This is a genomic window from Ensifer adhaerens, from assembly GCF_013283195.1.
GTDB lineage: Bacteria > Pseudomonadota > Alphaproteobacteria > Rhizobiales > Rhizobiaceae > Ensifer > Ensifer adhaerens_G.
The window spans coordinates 21,884-45,890 of the sequence record NZ_JABEKT010000007.1 but is presented as its reverse complement, the minus strand read 5'-3'; the positions used below and the strand labels follow the sequence as shown (position 1 = coordinate 45,890).

At 63.0% G+C, this 24,007-nt stretch carries 22 protein-coding genes; 1 reads left to right on the top strand and 21 read right to left on the bottom strand.

Translation table 11 applies throughout. The annotated features are described in order from the left end of the window. Positions 1–218 precede the first annotated feature (218 nt). The 15 genes from LPJGGPFB_RS32420 to LPJGGPFB_RS32350 all read right to left on the bottom strand — a co-directional run bounded on the left by LPJGGPFB_RS32420 (position 219) and on the right by LPJGGPFB_RS32350 (position 16,560). A complete protein-coding gene (locus LPJGGPFB_RS32420) occupies positions 219–1,031 on the bottom strand; it encodes an ABC transporter ATP-binding protein (protein ID WP_173424022.1) in 813 nt (270 codons plus the stop codon). Then, the gene (locus tag LPJGGPFB_RS32415; RefSeq protein WP_173424021.1) at positions 1,024–1,977 is read right to left on the bottom strand and encodes an ABC transporter ATP-binding protein; all 954 of its coding nucleotides are present in this window, start codon (positions 1,975–1,977) and stop codon (positions 1,024–1,026) included. Before LPJGGPFB_RS32415 ends, LPJGGPFB_RS32420 begins: the two co-directional genes overlap by 8 nt. Beyond that, a complete protein-coding gene (locus tag LPJGGPFB_RS32410) occupies positions 1,964–2,803 on the bottom strand; it encodes an ABC transporter permease (protein WP_173424020.1) in 840 nt (279 codons plus the stop codon). The genes LPJGGPFB_RS32415 and LPJGGPFB_RS32410 overlap by 14 nt, the downstream gene beginning before the upstream one ends. Continuing rightward, positions 2,803–3,822, bottom strand: coding sequence for an ABC transporter permease (locus tag LPJGGPFB_RS32405; RefSeq protein WP_173424019.1), 1,020 nt, complete (start codon positions 3,820–3,822; stop codon positions 2,803–2,805). The genes LPJGGPFB_RS32410 and LPJGGPFB_RS32405 overlap by 1 nt, the downstream gene beginning before the upstream one ends. An 18-nt stretch (positions 3,823–3,840) precedes the next feature. After that, positions 3,841–5,418 carry an ABC transporter substrate-binding protein gene (locus LPJGGPFB_RS32400; protein WP_173424018.1) on the bottom strand — a complete coding sequence of 526 codons (1,578 nt, stop codon included), beginning with the start codon at positions 5,416–5,418 and terminating at the stop codon, positions 3,841–3,843. Beyond that, on the bottom strand, positions 5,418–6,581 hold the full coding sequence (locus tag LPJGGPFB_RS32395; protein WP_173424017.1) for a DUF917 domain-containing protein: 1,164 nt from the start codon (positions 6,579–6,581) through the stop codon (positions 5,418–5,420). Before LPJGGPFB_RS32395 ends, LPJGGPFB_RS32400 begins: the two co-directional genes overlap by 1 nt. Beyond that, positions 6,578–8,125, bottom strand: a complete 1,548-nt coding sequence (locus tag LPJGGPFB_RS32390; RefSeq protein WP_173424016.1) for a hydantoinase/oxoprolinase N-terminal domain-containing protein — start codon at positions 8,123–8,125, stop codon at positions 6,578–6,580. The genes LPJGGPFB_RS32395 and LPJGGPFB_RS32390 overlap by 4 nt, the downstream gene beginning before the upstream one ends. Then, entirely contained in the window at positions 8,122–8,643 is a 522-nt protein-coding gene (locus LPJGGPFB_RS32385) for an Lrp/AsnC family transcriptional regulator (RefSeq protein WP_173424015.1), read from the bottom strand. Before LPJGGPFB_RS32385 ends, LPJGGPFB_RS32390 begins: the two co-directional genes overlap by 4 nt. 510 nt (positions 8,644–9,153) lie before the next feature. Further along, entirely contained in the window at positions 9,154–9,990 is an 837-nt protein-coding gene (locus LPJGGPFB_RS32380; RefSeq protein ID WP_173424014.1) for an alpha/beta fold hydrolase, read from the bottom strand. Between the two features lie 168 nt (positions 9,991–10,158). Beyond that, positions 10,159–11,763: an MFS transporter gene (locus LPJGGPFB_RS32375; protein ID WP_173424013.1), complete on the bottom strand. Its 1,605-nt coding sequence runs from the start codon at positions 11,761–11,763 to the stop codon at positions 10,159–10,161. Next, the gene (locus tag LPJGGPFB_RS32370) at positions 11,760–12,203 is read right to left on the bottom strand and encodes a DoxX family protein (protein ID WP_173424012.1); all 444 of its coding nucleotides are present in this window, start codon (positions 12,201–12,203) and stop codon (positions 11,760–11,762) included. The genes LPJGGPFB_RS32375 and LPJGGPFB_RS32370 overlap by 4 nt, the downstream gene beginning before the upstream one ends. 244 nt (positions 12,204–12,447) lie before the next feature. Continuing rightward, positions 12,448–14,430, bottom strand: a complete 1,983-nt coding sequence (locus tag LPJGGPFB_RS32365) for an amidohydrolase (RefSeq protein ID WP_173424011.1) — start codon at positions 14,428–14,430, stop codon at positions 12,448–12,450. Beyond that, a complete protein-coding gene (locus LPJGGPFB_RS32360; RefSeq protein ID WP_173424010.1) occupies positions 14,430–14,711 on the bottom strand; it encodes a XapX domain-containing protein in 282 nt (93 codons plus the stop codon). Before LPJGGPFB_RS32360 ends, LPJGGPFB_RS32365 begins: the two co-directional genes overlap by 1 nt. Positions 14,712–14,781: 70 nt before the next feature. Further along, positions 14,782–15,468 carry a hydrolase gene (locus LPJGGPFB_RS32355; RefSeq protein ID WP_112815779.1) on the bottom strand — a complete coding sequence of 229 codons (687 nt, stop codon included), beginning with the start codon at positions 15,466–15,468 and terminating at the stop codon, positions 14,782–14,784. 159 nt (positions 15,469–15,627) lie between these two features. After that, positions 15,628–16,560, bottom strand: a complete 933-nt coding sequence (locus LPJGGPFB_RS32350) for a VOC family protein (RefSeq protein ID WP_173424009.1) — start codon at positions 16,558–16,560, stop codon at positions 15,628–15,630. A gap of 119 nt (positions 16,561–16,679) precedes the next feature. Between LPJGGPFB_RS32350 and LPJGGPFB_RS32345 the strand changes: the two genes are divergently transcribed. Further along, positions 16,680–17,579, top strand: a complete 900-nt coding sequence (locus LPJGGPFB_RS32345) for a LysR family transcriptional regulator (protein WP_173424008.1) — start codon at positions 16,680–16,682, stop codon at positions 17,577–17,579. A gap of 15 nt (positions 17,580–17,594) precedes the next feature. Here LPJGGPFB_RS32345 and LPJGGPFB_RS32340 read toward each other — a convergent pair whose 3' ends face one another. From LPJGGPFB_RS32340 to LPJGGPFB_RS32315, 6 genes are read right to left on the bottom strand one after another with little or no spacing between them, the layout of a single operon-like run. Further along, positions 17,595–19,121, bottom strand: a complete 1,527-nt coding sequence (locus LPJGGPFB_RS32340; protein ID WP_173424007.1) for an amidohydrolase family protein — start codon at positions 19,119–19,121, stop codon at positions 17,595–17,597. Beyond that, a complete protein-coding gene (locus LPJGGPFB_RS32335) occupies positions 19,118–20,056 on the bottom strand; it encodes a nucleoside hydrolase (RefSeq protein WP_173424006.1) in 939 nt (312 codons plus the stop codon). Before LPJGGPFB_RS32335 ends, LPJGGPFB_RS32340 begins: the two co-directional genes overlap by 4 nt. Further along, complete coding sequence (locus LPJGGPFB_RS32330; protein WP_173424005.1) at positions 20,053–20,478, bottom strand: VOC family protein; 426 nt, start codon at positions 20,476–20,478, stop codon at positions 20,053–20,055. The genes LPJGGPFB_RS32335 and LPJGGPFB_RS32330 overlap by 4 nt, the downstream gene beginning before the upstream one ends. Positions 20,479–20,486: 8 nt before the next feature. Continuing rightward, on the bottom strand, positions 20,487–21,380 hold the full coding sequence (locus tag LPJGGPFB_RS32325) for an ABC transporter permease (RefSeq protein WP_173424004.1): 894 nt from the start codon (positions 21,378–21,380) through the stop codon (positions 20,487–20,489). Next, entirely contained in the window at positions 21,377–22,414 is a 1,038-nt protein-coding gene (locus tag LPJGGPFB_RS32320) for an ABC transporter permease (protein ID WP_173424003.1), read from the bottom strand. Before LPJGGPFB_RS32320 ends, LPJGGPFB_RS32325 begins: the two co-directional genes overlap by 4 nt. Beyond that, a complete protein-coding gene (locus LPJGGPFB_RS32315) occupies positions 22,411–23,991 on the bottom strand; it encodes an ABC transporter ATP-binding protein (protein ID WP_173424002.1) in 1,581 nt (526 codons plus the stop codon). The genes LPJGGPFB_RS32320 and LPJGGPFB_RS32315 overlap by 4 nt, the downstream gene beginning before the upstream one ends. Positions 23,992–24,007 lie beyond the last annotated feature (16 nt).

Here is a 24,007-nt window from a genome sequence, read left to right as displayed (position 1 = left end):
AATATATAGCATAGGCGATTGGCGTTCGCTTGTCGGCCCGGAAATTCTGTTGGCATGCCTTGTCGTCTGCATCGCCAAGCTCTTCTATCGTCATCGCCGCCGTCTCTTCGCGGCCATGCATATTGCGGCGCGCAGAATTCGGTGGGCGGTCGGTTCACTGCCCTTCGAACCGGCAAGAACGACCACGTCGCCCACTGCGCACTTCCAGGCTCGCCACATTAACCCCGGCGTGCCGAAGCGACCTCGGCGCCGGTCGGATTTCGTCCGTATCCCATCAACTGGCGTGTGTACTCCTCGGCGGGTGCAGACGATATCTGCTCGGTTGAGCCGGCTTCGATAATGCGACCGCCGCGCATAACGACGTGCGTATCGGAGACATGCCGCACGACCTTGAGATTGTGGGTGACGAACAACATCGACAGCCCCAACTCTCGCTTGAGATCTTCCAGAAGGTTGAGGATCTGGGCCTGAACGGAGATATCGAGTGCCGAAGTGGGTTCATCGAGAATGAGCAGCTTGGGTTGGAGGACCAACGCTCGCGCGATAGCGACGCGCTGTGCCTGCCCACCCGAAAGCTCCCGCGCCCGACGGCTGAGAAATGTGCCAGGCAGCCCGCAACGCTCGAGCATCTCGGCTGCGCGCAGGCGCAGCTCCTCGGCAGGGACACGGCCTTGTGCCGTCATCGGCTCAGCCAGAATTTCCGCAATGGTCAGCCGCGGACTGAGGGAGAGGAAGGGGTTTTGCGCAACGACGCCGATCGCGCGGCGCCGCTCGCGCAGACGCTGCTCGGGCAACGCCAGCCAATCGTCGCCGTCGAGGCGGATGGTGCCGCTTTCGACCGGAACAAGCCGCAGGATCGCCCGTAGCAGGCTGCTCTTGCCCGAGCCCGATTCACCGACGAGGCCGAGCGTGCTGCCGGTCGCCAGTGCCAGGCTGACCGCATTGACCGCCGGCGGCGGCGGCGCGGAAAAGAGGCCCGTCCGACGATAGCGAACCACGAGATCGCGGATCTGCAGCAGCGGCTCATCCATGGTGCGGCTCCAGGTGACATGTCCAGCAATGGTTCCCATCGTCCCGTTCCGGCGGCTTGGCCTGGCGACAGACCGCCATGGCGCTCGCGCAGCGCGGCGCGAAAGGACAGCCCTCGATCACGGCAAAGGGGGAAGGAATGTGGCCTTCGATCGACGCCAGCCTCTCGCCCTTGGCCACCGCATCGGGCAGAGCGGCGAGCAGCGCCTGTGTATAAGGGTGACGCGGCGCTGCCAGAAGTTCATCGGTGCGCCCAGCCTCCACCGTATGGCCGGCATAAAGCACTGTCGCGCTGTCGCAGCATTCGGCAACCACGTCCATGTCGTGCGTGATCATCAGCACCGTCAGGGCACGTTCCTGGACAAGGCGTTTCAGCAGTGCCAGCACCTGTGCGCCAACCGTAACGTCGAGTGCAGTCGTCGGCTCGTCGGCGATAATGAAGTCGGCCCCCGTCGCGAGCGCTTGCGCAATGACCACGCGCTGCTGCATGCCGCCCGAAAGCTGATGCGGGTAACTCTTCAGCACCCGGCGTGGATCCGCAAGGCCGGTTGCAGCCAGCAGTTCCTCGGCGACGGCGCGCCGCTGGAAACGCGGCAGGCCGCTATGGCTTTTGAGCACATCGTCCATCTGCCGGCCGATCCGCAGCACAGGATTGAGGGCTGCGGCCGGGTCCTGCGATATCATGGCAATGCGCCGGCCGCGCAGACTTTTCGCAACATCGAGAAGGTTCAGGCCATCGAAGCGAAAGGCGTCAGCCGAGACGCGCGCGCTTTGTGGTAACAGGCCGAGCAGCGCCATACCGGAAATGGTCTTGCCGCAGCCGGATTCCCCGATCAGGCCATGGATCGTGCCGCGTTCGATCGACAGGTCGACGTGACGAACGGCATGGATGGGATTGTGGAGGCTGCCGAAGCGGATAGCCAGCCCCTTGATTTCAACGAGCGACATCGCCCTGCCCTCCATCGTCGCCGCGCAACGCATCTCCCAACACCGAAAAAGCCAGCGCCAACACGAAAATGGTCATGCCCGGGGCGGCCGCATACCACCAGCGCAATGGAAAGAAGGCGCGGCCGGCGTTGACCATCTGCCCCCAGTCGGCCGTCGGCGGCAGGATGCCAAGGCCGAGAAACGACAGTGCCGATGCCGTGAGCAATGCCGGGCCGAAATCGAGCGCTGCCTGTACAGCAAGGGGCCTGCTAGTGCTCGGCAGAATGTGCCTGAGAATGATGGTGCCGTGCGAGACCCCCATCACCCTTGCCGCCTCAATATAAGGCTGGCCGCGCAGGACGAGGACCTCGGCGCGCGCCAGCCGCGCATACCAAGGCCACCAGGTGACGGCGACTGCAACGGTGGCGTTGACCATGCCCGGCCCCATTGCCGCGGCCATCAGCACCGCCAACAGAAGCGCCGGGAACGCGAGGAAGACGTCAGTGACGCGCATCAGCGCATCGTCGATCCATCCGCCGAAATAGCCCGCCAGCAAGCCAATCGGCAGGCCGATCACCAGCGAAAGCGCGACGATCAACAGGCCGGTGGTCAAGGAGACCCGTGCGCCGTAGATAACGCGGCTGACCATGTCGCGGCCGAGATGATCGGTTCCCAGCCAATACTCCGTCGACGGCGGCGTTAGCTTGTCGGCGATGTTGGGCGCACCCAACCCCTGCGTCGGGAAAGGCGCGACCACAGGCGCGAAGATCGCCAGCAACGCGACGAAGATGATGAAGAAGAGGCTGATGGAACCGGCCCAGCCCAGCCGCTTGAGCAGATCGCGCATCACAGGGCCACCCTCGGGTCAAAGATCGCCTGTGCAAGGTCGATCAGGAGGTTCATCGCGACATAACAGATCGTCACCACCAGGGTTGCCGCGGCAATCACCGGGAAGTCCTTTGACAAGATCGCCTCGGAGACGTAGCGGCCGAGGCCAGGCCAGGCGAAAATGATCTCGACCAGCACGGCGCCGGTCAGCGCATAGGCAAAACTCAGGCCGACCACGGTGAGCGCGGGGCCAATGGCGTTCGGCAGTGCATGTCCGAAGAGGATGCGCGAGCCCGAAAGGCCAAGCGCACGAGCGGCAACGATGTGCCGCCTCTGCAGGATCTCGATCATCGCCGATCGGGTGAGCCGCATGGCGACACCCGCGGGATAGCTGGCGAGCGTTAACGCCGGCAACACGAGATGCGACAAGGTATCGAAGAAGGCCGCAGGGCGCCCGGCAAAGAGCGAATCCACCAGGTTGAAGCCGGTTACGGACGGCAGCGGCGCAAGCACCGCGAACTCCTTGGACAGCCTGCCGGAGAGCGGCAGGATGCCAAGCCACTGGGCAAAGAAGGCTTGCAGCAGCATGGCCAGGAAAAACGTCGGCATCGCTACGGCGGCAATCGAACCCAGGCTGCCTAGTCGATCGAGCAACCCGCCCCGCCCGGCTGCCGTCAGTACCCCGGCAGGCACGCCGATCAGCAAAGCCAGCACGGTGGAGAAGACGGCGAGTTCCAATGTTGCCGGCAGAAAGACGGACAGGTCATCGGCGATTAGCCGCCGCGTCTTGTAGGAAACGCCGAATTCTCCAGTCGCCATTCGCGCGGCAAAGGAGAAGAAGCGCTCATGCAGCGGCGCGTCGAGCGCCAGAACCTTGCGCGCTGTCTCGATCTGTTCCGCCGTCGGGCGAGGCCCGGCATAAAGTGCGGCCGGATCTGACGGCACCACCTGAGCCACCACGAAGACCAACAGAGTGACCCCCAGCACCACAAAGACCGAAAGTACCAGGCGTCGTAACAAATAGCGCATCAGGTGCATGACGCTTCGCTCCCTGCCCTAGCGGCTCAGTTCGTGGACGAAGGTCACGTGGCCATAGGCCGGGTTGTCGGCGTAGTTCTTGATATCTGCGCGGATAATGTGGACGTTGGGCTTGTCGACGACAAACACCGCTGCCGCCTCGTCGATCAAGATGCGCTGCGCCTTCTTGAACGAGACCTCCGCCGCATGTCTGTCGGTCGCCGACAGCGTGTTCGCCTCGTCAATTAGCTTGTCGAATTCCGGATTGGCGTAATAGCCGAGGTTGAAATTCGGTGCGGTCTCGGAATGGAACAGGTTGAACAGGTAATCGTAGGGCGTGACGAAGGTTGGCCACCAGTACATCAGGAAGATGTCCTGCCCTGCGGCAGGGTCGGCTTTGGCCAGTTGCCACTGCGCCTCCCAGGCCATCGGCTGCAGCGTCAGCGTAATACCCAACTGTTCGAGATTGGCCTTCCACAGTTCGCCAGCCAGCGCTTCGAGCGCGTCGCCCGTCGCATAGGTGAGCGTCAGTTCCAGTCCGCCTTCGGCAATACCGGCCTCCGCCAGCAAGGCTCGGGCCTTGTCGAGATCCGTTGCCGGGATCGGCGCCTCCGCATCGTGTCCCCAGATACCTGGCGGGATGACACCCCTGGCGCGCGCGCCGAGACCGGCGGTTCCGGCAGAGATGACATCGTCATAGGGAAAGGCGATCGAGAGTGCCTGACGCACCTTGGCGTTGTCGAGGGGCGCACGGCGCGTGTTATACATGCCGACAAGCGTTTCGAAGGACGGGTTTGAAACAACGCTCAGCTCGGGATGCTCTTTCAGACTTTCGAGATTGTCGTAGGGGATGCCGAAGGTCCAGTCGGCCTCGCCGCTTTCGAGCTTGCTCTGGGCCAGCACCACATCTTCGATGATCTCAAAGACCACCTTGTCGAAGGCACCCTCGGACCAGCCGCCCCAATAGCTGTCGTTGCGGGTGAGGATCGCGCGCTGGCCGGGCTCGTAGGATTCGATCCTGTAGGGGCCGGTGCCTGCGCTGTTGCCGGCATTGAACCAGGCATTGTCCTTGTCGATCGAGGCGGGGCTGTAGATCCACGCCGCAAAACCGGCGGCTGCGGTGATATCCATCGGCTGCGCGGTCTTGAGGCGCATGATCACGGTTGCTGTGTCCGGCGTCTCGATTGTCTCGACCGGCGCCCAGATGAAGGAAGCGCCGCCGCCGATCTTCTTGGTCCGTTCGATCGAGGCTTTCACCGCCTGTGCCGTCAGATCCGCTCCATCATGGAACTTGACGCCTGGCCGCAGGCGGAAGGTCCAGGTCAGGCCGTCCGGCGAAGCCTGCCAGCTTTCGGCCAGCAACGGCTCCACCTTGGCCTCCGCACCGTCGCGCGCCGGAATGTAGCGCGTCAGCGTCTCATAGGTATTTGCAAGCACGGCGCCGTCGTTCGAAAACGAGGTGGCGGGATCGAGATCGGGAAATCCCGCGGGATAGGCGAGCGTGAAGATGGACGTGCCATCAGCGGCGATCGCCTGGCGCCCGCGCAGGACGGGCACTCCGGCACCCAGGGCAAGAGCAGCAAAACCAACAGTTTTCAGCAGATCGCGACTCTTCATCACAGTGCTCCCACGGGAGCCGAAAGGGTTTCGCGCTCCATCTGTTTCTCGTTGACATAGGCATTCACGGGTTCAGCCGCATTCGGCTCACCCAACGGCTCGAAATCGAACGCGTAGCCGAAAGCGCGTGGCCCGACGGATGCAAGCGCCCGCTCGGTCCGCAACAGCCCCGGTGACGGTATCGCGATGACGCTGACCCGCAAGCCGTAGCGCTGTTCCTCCGTTGCGATCGGGCGGCCCGTTTCGCTATCAACCATGCAGATCAGGTCGGGGACCATCGCCAGGGTGCGGCCGTCCTCGCGCGCGACCAGATATTCATTCTGAATATCGACTTCGACAGAGCGACCCGCGAACGCGCCAAGCCCGGCGACCGTCATCCGCCCGCGCACGAAGCCGCCTTCGATCTTGCGAGCGATATCGACGACCTTGCCCTGCAGCAGCAGCGCCCCGCCTTCTAGATTCAACACGGCTGCCACCGGATCCGTCTTGGCTGCACGTGCGGCAAGCACAGCGTCGCCAAGCCGCCAGGCTTGGCTTACCGTGTGGGGAACGCCGAACCGGCGCACGAAATCGCCGCTCATCGGCGCCGTGCACATATGCGCCGTGCACCCCATCGCGATCGTCCCGGCGCGCATCAGCTTTTCCAGCATTTCCGGGCTGGTCGCGTCCGTGACGACAAGGACATTTCCGGACGCGTCGGCCAGCGCAGAAGGTGCGGAAGGATGACCGTTGATGAAGAAGGTCGTCATCTGCACCTCGGGAAAGGCGCGCCCCATGCCATCGGCGTCGACGACGGGAATGTCGAGCTTTGCCGCCGTCATCATCGGCGAGATGCCATTGGCGCCACCGATTTCATCGGCGATGACGGCGTCGATCCGGCGCCCGATCAAGGCTTCGATCGAGCGCAGCACCCGTATGCCTTCGTCGCCCTCGTCCATCTTTTCGATGCCGACGGTTGGCGCACCGATGCCGCCGAGGGCTAGCACCATGGCATCCGGGGCAAGATCGGCCGGGCGAACCACCCTGATCTGGCGCCCCTGGCGAAGCTGGGCCTTGGCCATCAGTGCGCCGAGATATGGGCTTCCGCCGCCGCCGGTGCCAAGGATGCCGGCGCCGAGCGCTATCCGATCGATATCGCTTTCCTGCAAGTTCCAGAACTTCATGGGTTGAGATCCCCCACCACCTTGGCCGCGATCCGCATGGCATTGCCGGGCAGATAGGAGAGCGGCGTTTCATCGATTTCGGCGAGCGTCACCGTGTCTTCGGCCGCCCCCGCCTCGACCGCGCGTCGGCGCGCTTCGGCGATGACGCCATCGAGCGCCGCCTGTCGCGACTGGCCGTCGAGCGATACGATGTTGTCAACCTCGCCAGAGACCTGGGCGATCGCAGCACCGATGGCATTGGCCGAGCCGAAGTGGTCAGGCCGCAGCGAGACGCTCGTTCCTTCAAGGAGACCGTCGATCAGCACCGATCCGCCACCGACAAGGATCGCCGGGATCGGCTCCGGGCCTGGCTTCATCTGATCGACCACGGCCTCGACGTCGCTTTTCATCTTGGCGAGTGCAGCGGTCACCATCGCGCCGTCGAGATGCTTCAGGCGCGTCTTGTCGCCGAGATCGACGAGACCGGCGGCAACGGCAACATCGGTTGCCGTCAATGTGTTGCCACCGAAGCAGATTGCCTTTTCCGGCAGGCGGAAGCCCACGGATTCGGGCCCGATGTGCGCCCCGTCGCGAACGATACTGCCGCCACCAAGGCCGAACGAGAAGACATCTGGCACCCGGAAGTTCGTGGGTACGCCGGCAATCGCAGCCCCTTCGCCGCGGCTGCGCGGGAAGCCGCCGATCAGCATGCCGATGTCCGTCGTCGTGCCGCCGATATCGATGACAACAGCGTCTTTCAATCCGGTGAGAAAGGCCGCACCGCGCATGGAATTGGTAGGCCCGGAAGCGATGGTGAAGACCGGAAAACGCTCGGCGTAGTCAGCCGACATCAAGGTCCCGTCGTTCTGGGTCAGGTAAAGCGGGCAGGAAAGGCCCAGTTCGCCAAAGGCGTGGCGGAAAGCCGCAATCGTCTCATGCCCGATACGGTGGAGGCTGGCATTGAGGATGGTCGCGCTCTCGCGCTGCAAGAGGCCGGTTCGGCCAATGCGGTGTGAGAGGCTGATCGATGCCCCCGGCAGTTCCTCTGCAACGATGGCCGCCGCCTGCTGTTCCATGCGGGGATCGACCAGTGCAAACACCGAGCAAATGGCAATTGCGTTGATGCCGCGGCTTCGCCAGTCGTTACAAGCCTGCCGGATCGCATCAGCGTCGAGCGAGGCGATCGCCGAGCCGTCATAGTTTACTCCGCCTCCGACAAGTGCCGCCCCGCCGTCGACGACGCGCTTGAGATCGTCAGGCCAGTCGATCATCGGCGGCAGGGCGCGCGTGGATGATCCGCAAAGCCTCAACACGCCTGTGCGCTGCAGGCGGCGGCGCTCGACGAGGGCGTTCAGAAAGTGCGTCGTGCCGATCATCACGGCACCGATCTGATAACCGGCGATGCCTGCAGCCGAAAGCACAGAGCGGATCGCGCCTGAGACGCCGTCCGTGACGTTTTCGGTTGTCGCCGTCTTGATTGTCGCGAGAACTTCGTTGCCCCGCAGCAGTGCCGCGTCCGTGTTCGTTCCGCCAACGTCTACGCCAATGCGCAATCGCTCGATCATTTCGCCCTCCTGGCGCGACGCCCCGCGCCATTCGGCTGCGGCTCACGCTGGCTGAGTGCCGTCGTACGGGTGCCGTAGATCTTGTACATCCGCAGGATCATGTTGGTGACGACCCGGTTCACACCTGGAATCTTGCCGACGGTCCCCTCGGTGAATTCGAAAAGTTCGGCGTTGGTGTCGAAAAAGACGGATGCGGCCAGCGTGTAACGCCCAGTGATCGCCGCCAGATATCCGACTTCGTCATATTCGCCGAGTTCGGCGGCAACCTCATCGGCCTTGCCGGGTTCGACCTCGATCAACAATTCCGCCTGAACGTCGCGGCCGATGGCTGTCGGATCGGGGATGGCGCCGATAACGATGTGCCGATTTTGCAGGAGAGCGGCGATGCGGTTACGCACCGTGCGCTCGGAAACATTGCCGATGCGTCCGGCAATTTCCGATGCGGAAAGGCGCCCATCCTCTGTCAACATGGAAATGACCGTTCGGTCGAGCTCGTCCAGATCGTCTCGGTTCGTCACGAGATGCTCCTCAGGTTTATCTGAGGGGTACCTTATGTGCCGAACCGGAATTGAGTCAAACAAAATATTCCGAAACGGAAGTATTGGTATTTGAATTGCCGTTTCGGAAACCAGTTCAGCGTCAAGGCGGCAACCGTTCCTTCCCGGCGCAAGACGTGGAAGACGACATGTCGGTCAAAGGGCGAGCGTTTCGGCTTTGTCCGCCGCAAGTGTGGTGCGCCAGGTGGTTCAGCATAGCGGCGGCATCTGCCGGGAAGCTGGGCCCGGCGCCGTCTCGGCAAGGCGCTCCGCGTGATGGAGGGCGCGCACGGGCTCGCCGTAACGGGTGATCTGTGCGTTATCCAGCCCGCGGACGATGCCCTTGGTTGAACCGTTGCTATAGGGGGGGAGTTGCGGCCGATCCGGGCGCCGCTTGCCGACAGTGCGGCAAAGGTCGCAGCAGAGATACGGCGGGCGGTGTCGAGGGACGTGGGATGCGGCGGAAGGCGCCGCACCCCTTCTCATGCGATGTCAGGCCCTGATGAAGGCGAGCAGGTCGTTGTTGAGGACGTCGGCATTGAGCGTCAGCATGCCGTGGCCGAAGCCTGGGTAGGTCTTCAGGGTACCGTTTCTCAAAAGCTTGATCGATTTCAGCGCGGCGTCGGCGATCGGAACGATCTGGTCGTCGTCACCATGCAGGACCAGGGTCGGAGCGCCGATGGCCTTCAGGTCTTCCGTCTGGTCGGTTTCCGAAAAGGCCTTGATGCCCTCGTAATGGGCCTTGGCGCTGCCCATCATGCCTTGCCGCCACCAATTCTGGATCACGCCCTCCAATGCTGTCGCGCCGTCGCGGTTGAAGCCGTAGAACGGACCGGCGGGCACGTCGCGGAAGAACTGCGCCCTGTTGGCGGCGAGTGCTGCGCGGAAACCGTCGAAGACCTCGATCGGCAGGCCTTCGGGGTTCGCCGCCGTCTTGAGCATCAGCGGCGGCACGGCCGAAACCAGGACTGCCTTGGCAACGCGTCCCGAAGGTTCGCCGTGCCTGGCGACATAACGCGCCACTTCGCCGCCGCCGGTCGAATGGCCGATATGGACGGCATTCTTCAGATCGAGCGCCTCGACGACGGCAAAGGCGTCGGCGGCGTAATGATCCATATCGTGGCCGTCCGAGACCTGCGACGAACGTCCATGGCCACGGCGGTCGTGCGCGACCACCCGGTATCCCTTGGACAGGAAGAACAACATCTGCCCGTCCCAATCGTCGGCGCTGAGCGGCCAGCCGTGATGGAACATGATCGGCTGGGCGTCCTTCGGACCCCAATCCTTGTAGAAGATTTCGGTTCCGTCTGCGGTGGTGACAAAGCCCATGATCTTTTCTCCTTTGACTGTTTGAAGAGAGGTTGGTTTCGCGGCGTTGTGATTGTCTATGCAGGGATATTGGACCGAGAAGAGAATGCCTGCAATTGCAACAATAGTGTCGATTGAATTGCACATTTCGCAATGAAAGGAAGGCGGCGGGGAACCGCCTCCACTTGGTCACGCCGGTACTCTACCCGGCCGATTGATCGTCAGGAAGTGCCTGACGACAGGCTTTTCCGCGCCCGAGTGAAAGGCGAGCACCTTGCCCTGGAGGTCGGCATCGGCCTGCGACACGCGCTTGTGCTGCCTGAGATGCTCCGCCCAGGATTCGACCATGAACCACTCGACCATCTTTTCCGGGTCGGCCGAATCTTCGGTAACGCCCCAGCCATAGGCGCCATCGCGTCGGCGCTCCTGCGACAGTTCATCGAGCGCATGCAGGAATGCGGTGCGGTGATGTTTTTCGATATGATACTCGATCAGGATCAGCACCGGACCGCGATCATGGGGAACCGGTTCGGCAACGAGCGGCTCCGGCCAATGATTGGACGGAACGAGATCGGCATCGCCCGCCGGCAGTTTGATGCGGTGCATGATTAATCCGGCCACGAACAGGCCGCCCGCACCGATCAACAAGGTGCCCGAGATGCCGGCAATTTCGCCAACGGCACCCCAGCCGAGGCTGCCGGCCGTCATCGCGCCATTGAAGACGGTGAGATAGACGGCGAGCCCGCGACCGCGCACCCAGTTCGGCAGGATGGCTTGAGCGGCACCGTTGAGGGTGGTGAGAGCGGTGATCCAGGCGGCGCCGAGAAAGAGTAGAATGACAACCGCCAGCCATTGTGGCGGCGCCAGCGACAGGGCAGCCATCACCAGTGCTGTCACTAGCGCGGATCCGAGCAGCAGGCCGTCGGCGCCGAAATGCTGGCGCAGCCGCGGCATGACGAGCGCGCCGCCGATCGCGCCGGCACCGACCGAGCCGAGCAGGATGCCGTAGAAGCTGGCGTCGCCGCCCAGAAGCTGGCGCGCCACCAGCGGCAGCAACGCCCAGACGGCGCTGGCAAAGGCGAAGAAGATCGCCGCCCGCAGCAGAACGACATGCAGCGGCCTGCTGGCACGGGTATAGCGCAGGCCCGCCCGGAATGCCCCGAAGAACCCTTCCGAAAGCGCATCATCCGCATTCTTGGCACGCGGCCACCAGACCAGCGCTGCAATGACGAGGATGTAGCTCGCAACGTCTGCGCCGTAGGTGACGGCGGCACCAAAGGCGGCAAGCAGCAGACCGCCCGCAGCCGGGCCGATGGAGCGCGCGATGTTGATACCCAGAGAATTCAGCGCGACGGCGCTCTTTACGTCTTCCCGCGGCACAAGTTCCGGAACGATCGCCTGCCAGGTCGGGCCCATGAGGGCTGCGCCAATGCCACCCAGGAAAGTCAGCGCGATCAGGGCGCTGACCGACAACAGCCCCAAATGCGACAGTGTCATCAAGGTTATGCTGACACAGGCAAGCAGAAGCTGGATAGCGATGAGAAACTTTCGCCGGTCTAATATATCGGAGAGGACGCCCGCCGGAATTGCCAAGAGAAAGATCGGCAAGGTGCCTGCTGCCTGCACCATGGCGACGGCGGCGGGCGCTGCGGAGAGATCCGTCATCAGCCAGGAACTGGCGACATCGCGCATGAAACTGCCGGTGTTGCCGAGAACCGTCGCGGCCCAGAGGACAGCGAAGACGGGTTGGCGCAGCGGAGCGAAGCTGCCGCCCTTGGACTTCGAAGCGCTCATTTGCCAGCTCCTTTGGTGATGTCGATCGCTGCGACGAGGACGAATGCGCCGGCAAGGCCAAGATGCTCGAAGAAGCCGTTGGTGGCCATCATCCGCTCCATGCCCGGCGCAAGCTCCCAGAAGCGAAGGGCGATGAAGGTCGCAAGAAGGGTGAAGACAGCGAGAGCCAGCGCTCCAAGCCAACGCAGGTAACCCGAGACAACCATGGCCGAAGCGATGAGCTCGAATACGATCACGCCAACCGCGAACAGGCCGGCCGGATTGAGACCGAAATGCTCCATCTCGGCGATTGCGCCATCGAAATCGAAGATCTTGGTGAGCGGCCCCTGGATATAGGCCGCGCACAGGGCGAGAAGCGCTGTCGTCCGCGTCACGGGCGACCCGGCAAACCTGTGCAGTGGGCCACCGGGGCGGTGGATGGAAAGAGAACGGTCAGTCATGTCTGCTCCTGCGATCTTCGCTCTTGGGTAAGAGCGACGGTGTGTTCGTCTGATGGAGGCCATGTTGCCCGGGATGATTGCTCCGAACAATTGCAGTAATTATTGCGATTTAATTGCGAATATTGCAACAATTACCGGCGGCAAGAGGAGGCAAACGCCATACGCATGACGGTGCCCGGGAGGTTTGAAAAAGACGGGCAGCGCCAATCGGCTGCCCGTTCCTGCTTGATAGCAGTGCAGGGCTTCACACGGCCCAGCAGGAGCAACCGAGTGCACCAAAGAAACCCTTGAGGTCGGCGATCGGCAGTTTCGACGTCCAGGCGCCGGCATGGTCGTGGCCGTGCACGCCGCAGTCGCTGGCGCAGCCGCATGTCGAAATGGCCGTGCGGCGGAGCGAACGCTTGCCTGCCCCTTCCGGTTCGCCCCAGGCGGCGTATCCGCCGAAAGCCCTGACCGGCGACCAATCCGGCATCGCCGGCGGCACGTCGTTTTCATCAAGCGCCTTGAAGACGCCGGCGGCGTAGACGATCTTGCCGCCCACCATGGTGAGTTCCGAGGTCAGGAAAGAAATCTCGTCCTCGGCGCAGGAGAAGAAATCCTTGTCCGGGACGAGGAGATCGGCGAACTGGCCCTTCTCGATCCGTCCCTTCTTGCCTTCCTCGTTGGAAAACCACGTCACTTTCTCAGTCCACATGCGCAGCGCCGTTTCGCGGTCGAGGCAATTGGCACGGGGATAGAGCTGCATGCCGCCGACGGTCTTGCCCGTTACCATCCAGGAGAGCGAGACCCAGGGATTGTAGGATGCGACGCGCGTCGCATCCGTGCCGGCAGAAACGTTGACGCCCTTCTCGAGCATACGCTTGATCGGCGGTGTCGCCTCGGCAACGCCGTGGCCGTAACGCTCGACGAAGTATTCGCCCTGGTAGGCCATCCGATGTTGGGTAGCGATGCCGCCGCCGAGAGCGGCAATGCGGTCGATCGAGCGATCCGAGATGGTTTCGGCATGGTCGAAGAACCAGTTCAGCCCTTCGAGCGAGATATCCTTGTTGACCTTTTCGAAGACGTCGAGTGCGCGGGTGATGGTTTCGTCATAGGTGGCGTGCAGGCGCCAGGGCCAGCGGTTTTCGGCCAGCACCCGAACGACCTCCTCCAGTTCACCTTCCATTTCCGGCCCCATCTCCGGCCGGGGCTGGCGGAAGTCTTCGAAGTCCGCGGCGGAGAAAACCAGCATCTCGCCGGCACCATTGTGACGGAAATAATCGTTGCCCTGCTTGTATTTCACCGACTGCGTCCAATTGAGGAAGTCCTGCTTTTCCTCCTTCGGCTTCTGGGTGAAGAGATTGTAGGCGAGGCGAACGGTCAGCTGGTCTTCGTCGGAAAGCTTCTGGATGACGGCGTAGTCGTCGGGATAGTTCTGGAAGCCGCCGCCGGCATCGATGACGCCGGTGATGCCCAGCCGGTTGAGCTCGCGCATGAAATGGCGGGTGGAATTGACCTGGTAGTCGAAGGGCAGCTTCGGGCCCTTGGCGAGCGTCGAATAGAGGATGCCGGCGTTCGGCTTGGCCAGCAGCATGCCGGTCGGATTTCCGTTGGCGTCGCGGGTGATCTCGCCGCCCGGCGGGTTCGGCGTGTCTCTCGTATAGCCGACGGCGCGAAGGGCTGCACCGTTCAGCAAGGCGCGGTCATAGAGGTGCAACAGGAACACCGGCGTATCCGGCGCGACCGCATTGATCTCCTCGATAGTCGGCAGGCGCTTTTCGGCGAACTGATGCTCGGTGAAGCCGCCGACGACGCGAACCCATTGCGGTGCGGGGGTAATCGCCACCTGTCGCTTCAGCATATCCATGGCGTCGGCGAGGCTTCGAACGCCGTCCCAGCGCAGTTCCATGTTGTAGTTCAAGCCGCCACGAACCACGTGTGTATGGTTGTCGATCAGTCCCGGCAGCACGCGCCTACCCTTGAGATCGATGATCTTCGTCTCCGGCCCGGCAAGCGCCATCACCTCGGCGTCGGTCCCGACCTTCAGGAATAGGCCGTCCTTGATGGCGATCGCCGTGGCGTTCGGATTGGCGCGGTCGAGCGTGGTGATCAACCCGCGGTGAAGAATGATATCGGCATGCATGGGGTCGGCTCCGGGCTTGCTGGGGTCGGCGGCATCAACAGGTGAAAACAGGCTGGGAAAGGCAAGGCTCGTCGCCGCACCCAGAAAGGTTCGACGCGTCGTCATCAGACTTTATCCTCCGGTGCGTGCTTGCTGGCCGTCGTCACCGGCGCACCGCCTTTCGGCAGATGACCGAACATATGCGGCTTGACCTGGTGAAGCCAGGACAGAGCAGCCGGCTCGCGCGCCCAGACGCTCTTCGCCAAAGGCACGAGTTGCTCGCCGACCAGAATTCCGAGCAGGCCGATGAGTGCGACGACAGGCGGCGCGGGCGAGCGCACATTCAGGAGGCTGTAGATCACCCCCACCAGCAGGCCGGCACCGAGGGAGAGAAGATAGACTTTCATGGGGTAACCTCGCGGGATGACGGGAAAATCGCTCCGGCAGGACGTATCCTGCCGGAGCGGCCGGCGATCGTTACTTGGCGGGGTTAGGCCCGATCCGCTTGCCGTGGCTGACGCGCTCGGCACCGCCGTGGACATGGGTTACCGCATAGTCGATGCCCATGCCGTACGCGCCTGAATGCTCCTTCACCAGGCCGGTGACGGCGTCGTAGGTTTCCTTGCGCGCCCAGTCCCGCTGCCATTCGAGCAGCACTTGCTGCCAGGTGACCGGGATGACGCCGGCCTGCACCATGCGGTCCATCGCATATTTGTGGGCATCGAGAGAGGTGCCGCCCGAGGCGTCGGCCACCATGTAGATCTCGTAGTCGGTGTCGTTGAGGCACGAGAGCGCGAAGGTGGTGTTGCAGACCTCTGTCCACAGGCCCGAGACGACGATCTTCTTGCGGCCGTCGGCCGCACCTTTCGCCAGCGCATCGCGCACATTCTGGTCGTCCCAGGAGTTCATCGAGGTGCGCTCGAGAATGTCGTTTTCCGGGAAGACGCCGAGCAGTTCGGGATAGGTGTTGCCCGAGAAACTGTCGGTCTCGACCGACGTGATCGTCGTCGGAATGTTGAAGATTTTCGCCGCCTTGGCGAGGCCGACGACATTGTTCTTCAGCGTCTGGCGGTCGATAGACTGGACGCCGAAGGCCATCTGCGGCTGCTGGTCGATGAAGATGAGCTGGCTGTTCTGCGGGGTCAGGACTTCGAGCTTGGACATTGGGTCTCTCCTTGGTGCGTGATGTGCCGTCTGGCGGCGGGTTTTAAGCGGAATAGGCGCGACCTGTCGGAGACTGTGTTTACGGGCTTACTGCGACAGGCCTTCCGGTATTGGAGCTGCGGGCGGCTAGAGCCGGCCGGCCCGCACGCAATTCGTCTTTCAGGCCGCGAGCGGCACGAGGCCGGCCTCGATCCGGTCGCGCAAGGGTTCGTAGCGTTGCGGCAGCTTCAGCGCCTGACCAAGATGGGCGGTGTCCTCGTCACGGTTGAAGCCGGGCTCGTTGGTCGCGATTTCGAACAATACACCGCCAGGGGTGCGGAAGTAGATTGCCCAGAAATAGTCGCGGTCAATGACCGGCGTGACCTGGTAGCCGGTGTCCATCAGCGCCTTGCGAACCTCGAGCTGTGCTGCGCGGTCCTCGACGGCAAAGGCGATGTGGTGGACCGAGCCGGCACCCTGGCGAGCAAACGTGGTTTGCGGCAGCGCTTCGAGATCGATCGTGTCGGCACCGTTGCCGTTGGGGATCACCAGCCGCGTAACGTTGCCTTCCTTTTCGGCGCGCTGGTAGCCCATGAAACCGAGAAGTTCCTCCATGGCTGCCGTGTCATGCAGGCTCAATCTGGCGCCGGCAAAGCCGCGGATGGCTGCATCATCAGGCACGCCGGCGCCGGTCCAGGCGGAGCGCCCGTCATCGGCCTTTTCGACCAGCGCCAATCCGTCCCCATCCGGGCCTGAGAACCGCAGGCGGTTGGCACCGAAGATCGTGTCGGCCTTGAGGCCAGCGACACCCTGCGATGTCAGGCGATCCTTCCAGTAGGAGAGCGTGCCCTTCGGGATAGCGAACTGGGTCTCGCCCACTTCACCGACGCCGGGGCGACCGCGCATCATGTGGTCGAACGGGAAATATGTCATCACCGTGCCGGCAGCACCCGTCTCGTCGCCGTAATACAGATGGTAGATGCTTGGCTCGTCGAAGTTGACGGTCTTCTTCACTCGCCTCAGGCCGAGGGTGTCGGTGAAGAATGCGTTGTTGCGCGCGGCGTCCGACGCCATCGATGTCACGTGATGCAGTCCCTTGATATCCTTGATCATGGCTCTTGTTTCCTGCGTTTTGTCCGGTGTCTGTTGCTGAAAACAAACCTACGCAGATTGCCGTCACGGCGGAATTGCAATATTAATTTCGAATGAATTGCGATTTTTGAAATAATGAGATGAACGACTATAAAGCGCTCCGCACCTTCCTGATGGCCGCCGAAAAGAGAAATTTCGCCCAGGTCGCCCGCGAACTCGACATGACGCCGGCGGCGGTGACCCGGGCGATCGCCGCACTCGAAGCCGATCTTGGTGTTCAGCTCTTCGTTCGAACGACAAGGCAGGTGTCGCTGACGACGGACGGCGCCATTTTCGCAGCCCAGATCCAGCCGGCGATGGAAACGCTCGAACGCGCGCGCCGCGACGTCATGAACACCCACAAGACGGATGAAGGGCGGCTCCGGATCAGCGCGCCGACCTGGCTTGGGAAAACCTTTCTGCCGACCATCATTTCCGGATTCAAGGAGCGCTACCCGAAGATATCATTCGAAGTCGTGCTGTCGGACGGGATGGTGAACATCGTCAACGATGACTACGATCTGGCAATTCGCATCTCGTCGCAGCCCTCCGACAAGTTCACCATCTGGCGGAAGATCTGCGCGATACCGCGCATTTTGGTGGCAGCCCCGGGCAGTCGTTGCGCCGGCCTCAGCCATCCCGGTGAACTGACGCCCGAAGAGTGTCTCGCCTATAGCGGTGAGAGCCGCCGGGAAAACTGGGTTCTCTCGGACGGCGGCTCATCGGTGACGATATCGGCAGGCCGGGCCTTCAGCGCCAACAGCGGCGAGATCCTCGCCGACATGGCGGCTGACGGTGCGGGCGTGGCGCTGCTTCCCGGCTTTCATATCGCCGAACATCTGCGGACCGGACGCCTCGTCCATGCCTTCAAGGGCTGGGCGCCGCAGGATCTGTGGCTAACGCTTTACTATCCGCCCTACCAGGCGCTGCCGCCGCGTATCGCGGCCTTCTCGAAGTTCTTCGAGCAGCAGATCCTAGGCGTCGTGATCCCGGTTCATTGAGCGGCGCAATCAGGATCAGAACCTGATACGCCCCGCCGCGCCATCCCCCTGATACCGGTTGAGGCCGATATCGATCCGGGTCGCGCGGCGATGGATCTCCGCCATGACCGGCTCGAAAACACTGTTGCGACGCTCCAGCTCGGCATGTTCCGCAAGATAGGCCGGCACCAGTTCGGCAATCTCGTCGAAGACTGCCTGTTCGTCGACTGTGGTCAGACGCCCCTTCTCCATCACGATCCGGCCTGCGACCATCACGGTCTCGATCGAAGAGCCGTTTTCCGAATAGACCAGATGTTTGGCGACGTCGTTGAGCGGCATGAAGGGATAGTTGCGCAGATCAAGGATCAGCAGGTCGGCCGACTTGCCGACCTCGATCGAGCCGGTGACCTGTTCCAGCAATGCCGTCTTCGCACCGCCGATGGTTGCCATTGCCAGGATTTCGTCGGCTGCCAACCAGCTCTCGTAATCAGGCCCGGCAGCGCTGTGCACGAGGCCGGCGACACGCATGACGTCGAAGATGCGGGATGTATCGTTCGAGGAGACGCCGTCGGTACCGAGGCCGATCGTCACCCCGGAATCGAGCAGGCGGCGGATCGGCGCTATGCCGGCACCGAGCTTCAGGTTCGACACGGCATTGTGGGCAACCGAGACACCGGCCTCCCCCATCAGCCGCATGTCCTCGTCGCTGACCCAGACCGAATGCGCAATCGTCGTGTTGCGCTTCAACAGGCCGAGATCGTGCATGTAGGCGATCAGCGATTTGCCGTGCAGCCTGTGGCCGGTCACGGCCTGCGTCTTGGTCTCCAGAATATGGGTGTGGAAGGGCACGTGCTGTTCGACCGCCAGATCCATGCACGCGGCCATCAGGTCCGGCGAGCAGCGTTGCGGCGCCGAAGGGGCAATCATGAAATTCAGCCGGCCGGATTTGCCGTGCAGGCTCGCGAAGGCCGACTTGCAATAATCGATATAGGCATTCGCGGTCATCGGCGGGCCAAAGTCGAGAAGGGCCTGCAACTCGGCCGGCATTACCTCGCGCGCGAAGGGCAGTGCATCGAGCGTATGGACGTTCATCACCGCGCTCGAAACATTGGCGCGAATGCCGGCATCGTCATAGGCGCGAAAGACCGTTGCAAGGCGCTCGAGATCATGGCGCGGCGGATCGAAGAAATCATCGCAGAAGGTGGTGACGCCGGTGCGCAGCGATTCCATGGCGAGCAGCAGGCTGCGCAGATAGAGCAGCCGTTCGCCGATCGGGTCGTTCATCAGCAGCGGATAGGCATAAAGCAGCCAGATTTCGAGCGGCATGCGCTCGTAGCGGCCACGAAGAAAGGTCTCGCTCGAATGGGTGTGCGCGTTCACCAGTCCGGGCATTACCAGCTTGCCGCGACCGTCGATGATCCGCGCGTCCGGGCTGGCGAGGAGCGCTTCGCCGATCGCCTTGATGATCTCGCCCTCGATCAGGATGTCACCGGCAAACGGCGCTGCGCCATGGCCGGCGTCCATCGCCACGATCGTCGCGTTGCGGATCAGGATTTCACTCATGGAAGGTTTTCCAGCGATTTCAGGAGAAGATCGTAATAGGTGATCGGATCGCCGTCCGTGACATAGAACACATTCCTTGGCCGATCGGTGATCTGCCACCAGTCGGCGACCGTCATGCCTGACGTCAGGGTGCCGTTGAGCTCAACGGAAACGTTGATCTGCCGCCCCGAAAACATCTCCGGCGCCAGCATGAAGGCCGGCACGCACGGGCCGTGCAGCGGCGCACCGTCCCAGCCGTATTTCTTGAGGTCGAAGGCTTCGGAGAATTCCAGCATCTCGGCGGTCGCCACGCCGCAGCGGTTGCCAAGTGCGCGCATGGCACCGAGGCGTTCCGGCGTCGAGCGCATTTTATGCGTCACATCGAGCGGCAGGAGCGTGGTCTTGATGCCGGAATTCAGCACGATGTCGGCGGCCTCGGGGTCGACATAGCAGTTGAACTCCGCCGTCGGCGTGATGTTGCCAACCTCGAAATAGGCGCCGAGCATCGCGACGACCTCGTGGATCTTGCTGGCAAGATCAGGTGCCTTGCGCAGGGACATGGCGAGATTGGTGACCGGCGAGAGCGAGCAGATGGTGATCTCGCCGGGGTGGGCGCGCACCGTATCGATGATGAAATCAACGCCGTGTTTTGGCTGCACTGCGATCTTCGGCTGTGGCAGGTCCGGGCCGTCAAGGCCGGTCGGGCCATGCACGTGCTCGGCCATGACAAGCGGGCGGATGATCGGGTGTGGGCAACCGGCAAAGACCGGAATATCAGGCCGACCGGCCAGCTCCATTAGCTTCAGGCAATTGGCGATCGTGTGATCGAGGTTGATGTTGCCGGCAGTTGCGACCAGTCCGAGAACGTCGAAGGCCTGGCGTTGGCCGAGGATCATCAGGATGGCGGCTGCCTGGTCCTGACCGGGATCGGTGAGAATGATCAGCTTGCGGGTCATGGCGCCACCTTGCCGGGAGCGCCGCCATCGAGCCAAGCGTAGAGCTCCCAGATCTCGCCATCCGGCCCGTGGAAATAGAGGCACCGGGCATTCCACGGGTAGTCTGCCGGCGGATTGACGAATTCGACGCCGTCGTTCTTGAGATCCGCGTAAAGGCCGTCGATCTCGGCGGGATTGTCGAGCCGCACCGCCACGAGCACGGCAGAGGCCGACCCCTTGGGCACGCGCACATCGGCATGCACCTCGATATGCGACCGCTCCCAAAGTGCCAGCGTCAGCCCTGCGCCGGTGAAATCGGCAAAGCTAGGGGCGCGATGCTTGAGCTCAAAGCCGAGCTTTTCCGTATAGAAGCGGATCGACGCCTCGAGGTCGGTGACCAGGATGCAGACATCCTGGATCGGATGGCGTTGGGCAAACGTCATGGTGCCTCCTATTGATCCTTGAGTTCAGCGAAGGAGCTGGCGGCCTTTGTACCGCCGCGAAGCTTGCCCGAAAGCCAGACCCCGAAGACCGTGGCGAGATAGGGGAGCGCCTGCAGCAGATCGTGCGGGATCTTGTCGCCAAACATCAGCTGCGCCCGGATGCCGAGCGCGCCGACGACGGCGAAGAACAGCGCGGCGAAAGTTGCCCCCACCGGATGGGACGCGCCGAAGATGACGGCGGCGAACGCCATGAATCCACGCCCGGCCGTCATGCCTTGAGCGAAGAATTGCAGGCTTCCGGCTGCGAGTTCCGCTCCACCGATGGCGCAGAGAACGCCGCCGATCGAAAGCGCCACAAGGCGCATGCGCGACGGATTGGCACCGACGCTGCGGGCTGCGAAGGGATGTTCGCCACAGGCGGCGAGCCTTAGCCCAAACCGGGTGCGGCGGAGCAGCACCCACATGCCGAAGACGACAAATGGCATGGCGGCAACCGAGATCGACAACACGCCATAGGCACCGAAAGCCGGGCCAAGCTTGGGAATGCCGAAAGGTGCAGTCACGCTCGCCTGGCTTCCGAAGATCGACTGAACGGCAAGCGCGGTACCGCCGATGCCAAGACCGGTCAGACCGAGGCCGGCGATGATGGGATTGGCCTTGAGCCTGTCGATCACGAACCAGAGGAGGATGGATGCAAGCACGCAGATGACAATTGCGATCAGGATGGCGGCGAGAATGGAATTGGTCAGCATGATGCCGACGATCGTGGCGCAGGCGCCGATGATCATCAGGCCCTCGAGACCGAGGTTCCAGACGCCTGCACGCTGTGCGATGACGCCAGCAAGGGTGACGTAGATCAGCGGCGTTCCGGAGCGCAGGATGGCGATGATGATCTCGTTCATGACGGGCGCCCTCCGAAACGCAATACCCTGTCGACGAGCTTCGACCTTGCCGTGATGAACAGCGCGATCGCCGCGTTGATGATGTCGATCGCGGCGGCCGGCAGCCCGGCCATGATCGGCAGATAGAGTGCGGCGGAGGCAAGGCCGCCGAAGAACACCGCGGCCGCAGCCGTGCCGAGCACCGAGAGATTGGCGACCAGCGCGATCAGGATCGCCGTGAAGCCGTGGGCAGGCAGGAACCCGGATGCGATGCGGCCGTTCGGCCCCATGAACTCGATGGTTCCGGCAAGTCCGGCCAGCGCGCCCGAGATGAGGAAGCTCGACAGGCCGAGCTTCCAGAGCCGCGCGCCCTGCCACTCCACCATGGTGCCGTTGCGACCGGCAAGACTCGCGAGAACCCCGAAGGCGGTGCGGTTGACCAGGAGCCACATCAGGATGCCGACCGCTGCAGCAATGGCGATGATAGTCGGCGAGAGGCCGAGCGAGTCCGAGATGCGGTAAGCGGCATCGAGCGGGCGGCTCGATGCCTGCTGGCCGGACCCCGAAGGGTCCTTTAGCGGGCCTGAGGTGACGTAGACCAAAAGCAGGCCGGCCATGAAGTTGCCCATCAACGTGGTGATCACCTCGTCCGTGCCCGAACGCAGCCTGAGAAGCCCCGGCCAGAGCGCCCAGAGAGCGCCGCCGAGCATGCCGGAAATCAGCAGCGCCGGGATGACGAGGAAAGCCGGTCCGCCCTTGAACGCCTCGGCGGCAAAGGCGGCGCAGATGGCGCCGACATAGAATTGGCCCTGGGCACCGATGTTGAAGAAACCTGCCCGGAAGGAGATCCCAACGCCGACCGCGGTGATGAACAGCGGCAGTGCCCATCTGAGGCTTTGCTCGATCGCGCCACTGCGCAGGAAGGCGCCATCGGCCACCGCCCAGAGCATGGTCAGCGCATTGTAGCCGGCGAACTGGAACACCAGCGCGCACAGGATAAGCGCGAAGGCGACGAAGATCAGGCTGCGGACCACCGTGGTAAGACTGTCTTTCATGCGCTTGTCCTCGCGGCCGCATCGGTCATGGCTGCACCCACCGACGCGATGTCGAAAGGCGCGCGGAATTCGCCGTTCACCTGTCCAGACAGCATCACCACGACGCGGTCGGAGATGTCGAAGAGCTCGTCGAGATCCGACGAGATCAAGAGGATGGCGGCACCGCGATCGCGCGCCTGCCGAAGCGCCTGCCAGACGAAGGCGGTGGCTCCGATGTCGAGGCCCCGCGTCGGCTGAGCCGCGATGATCAGTCGGGCTTCGCGGTCGACCTCGCGCGCGAGGATCACTTTCTGGGCGTTGCCGCCCGACAGCGACCCCGCTTTCTGCGCGGAATTGTGGTAGTGGACGCTCCAGTCCTTCAGCGACCTGTCGCAGGCTTCGCGCACTGCTGAGGGGCGGATCAGTCTGAGCAACCTACCCTGCAAAAGTTCCCTTGCGCTCCAGTTCTGCCAGAGGGAACTGGTGAGACTTAGCCCTTCGACATTGCGCTCGAAGGGAATGATCCTGAGGCCGATCGCGCGACGGGCGGCGAGCGGTTCGCCGGTCACATCATTTCCCGCAAGTCGGATCGATCCGCTTGCCAGATCGGCAAGGGCCGAAATCGCGCGCACCAGCGTCTTCTGTCCGTTGCCCTCCACGCCGGCGATGCCGACGATCTCACCGGGGCGAATATCCAGATCGACGCTGTCAAGCGCGGTGCCTTCACTATCGGGCCGCGTCGAGACGGCTTTCATGGAGAGCACGCTTGGGCCCTTCGCATTTTCGAGATGACCAGCGCCCTCGCCCACTGGTGATTTCGTTCCAACCAGCGCGTCGCGCTCATGCCGGTCGAGCGTCTTGGCAATCGCATCGCCGACGATGAGGTTCGCGAGCCTCTCGGCCGAAACCTCGGCGATCGGCAGCGGCCCTTCGACCTTTCGGCCGCCGCGCAGCACCGTGACCGTGTCGGCGATGCCGAGCACCTCACGGATCTTGTGCAGGATGAGGATGACTGTCACGCCGCGCTCTTTGAGACGGCGGACGCGTGCAAACAGCATGTCGATGCTGGACGGCGACAGCACGGCCGTCGGTTCATCGAGGATCAGAACGCGCGCATCCATGACCAGCGCTCTGGCAATCTCGATACCCTGCTGGGTTTCGATCGGCAGGTCGCGAATCCTCCTGTTCAGGTCGACCTGAACGTCGAGGCCGGCGAGATGCGACTGCCATTTTTCGGCAAGGCTCTTGCGGCTGTAGATGCCGCCTTTGCCGGTCGCGCCGAACTCCATGGTCTCAGCGACGGTAAAGGACGGCGGCAGGGCGAAACTCTGGTGAACCAGTTCCACGCCCGCAGCCCGGCTCTGGCTGACGTGGCCAGTGCGGATTTCTTCACCCATAACGTCGACCGCGCCGGCGGTCGGCTGAACGAGTCCCGCAGCGACGCGGGCGAAGGTCGTCTTGCCGGCGCCGTTCTGGCCGACGACCGCATGGATCTGGCCGGGGGCAAACGAGACGGCAACGTCGGACAATGCCGTCACGTCGCCGAATTTCACGGTGACATCACGGCACTCCAGCGCTGGTTTCGGAGGATTCGACATCAAAAGGTTCCCATCG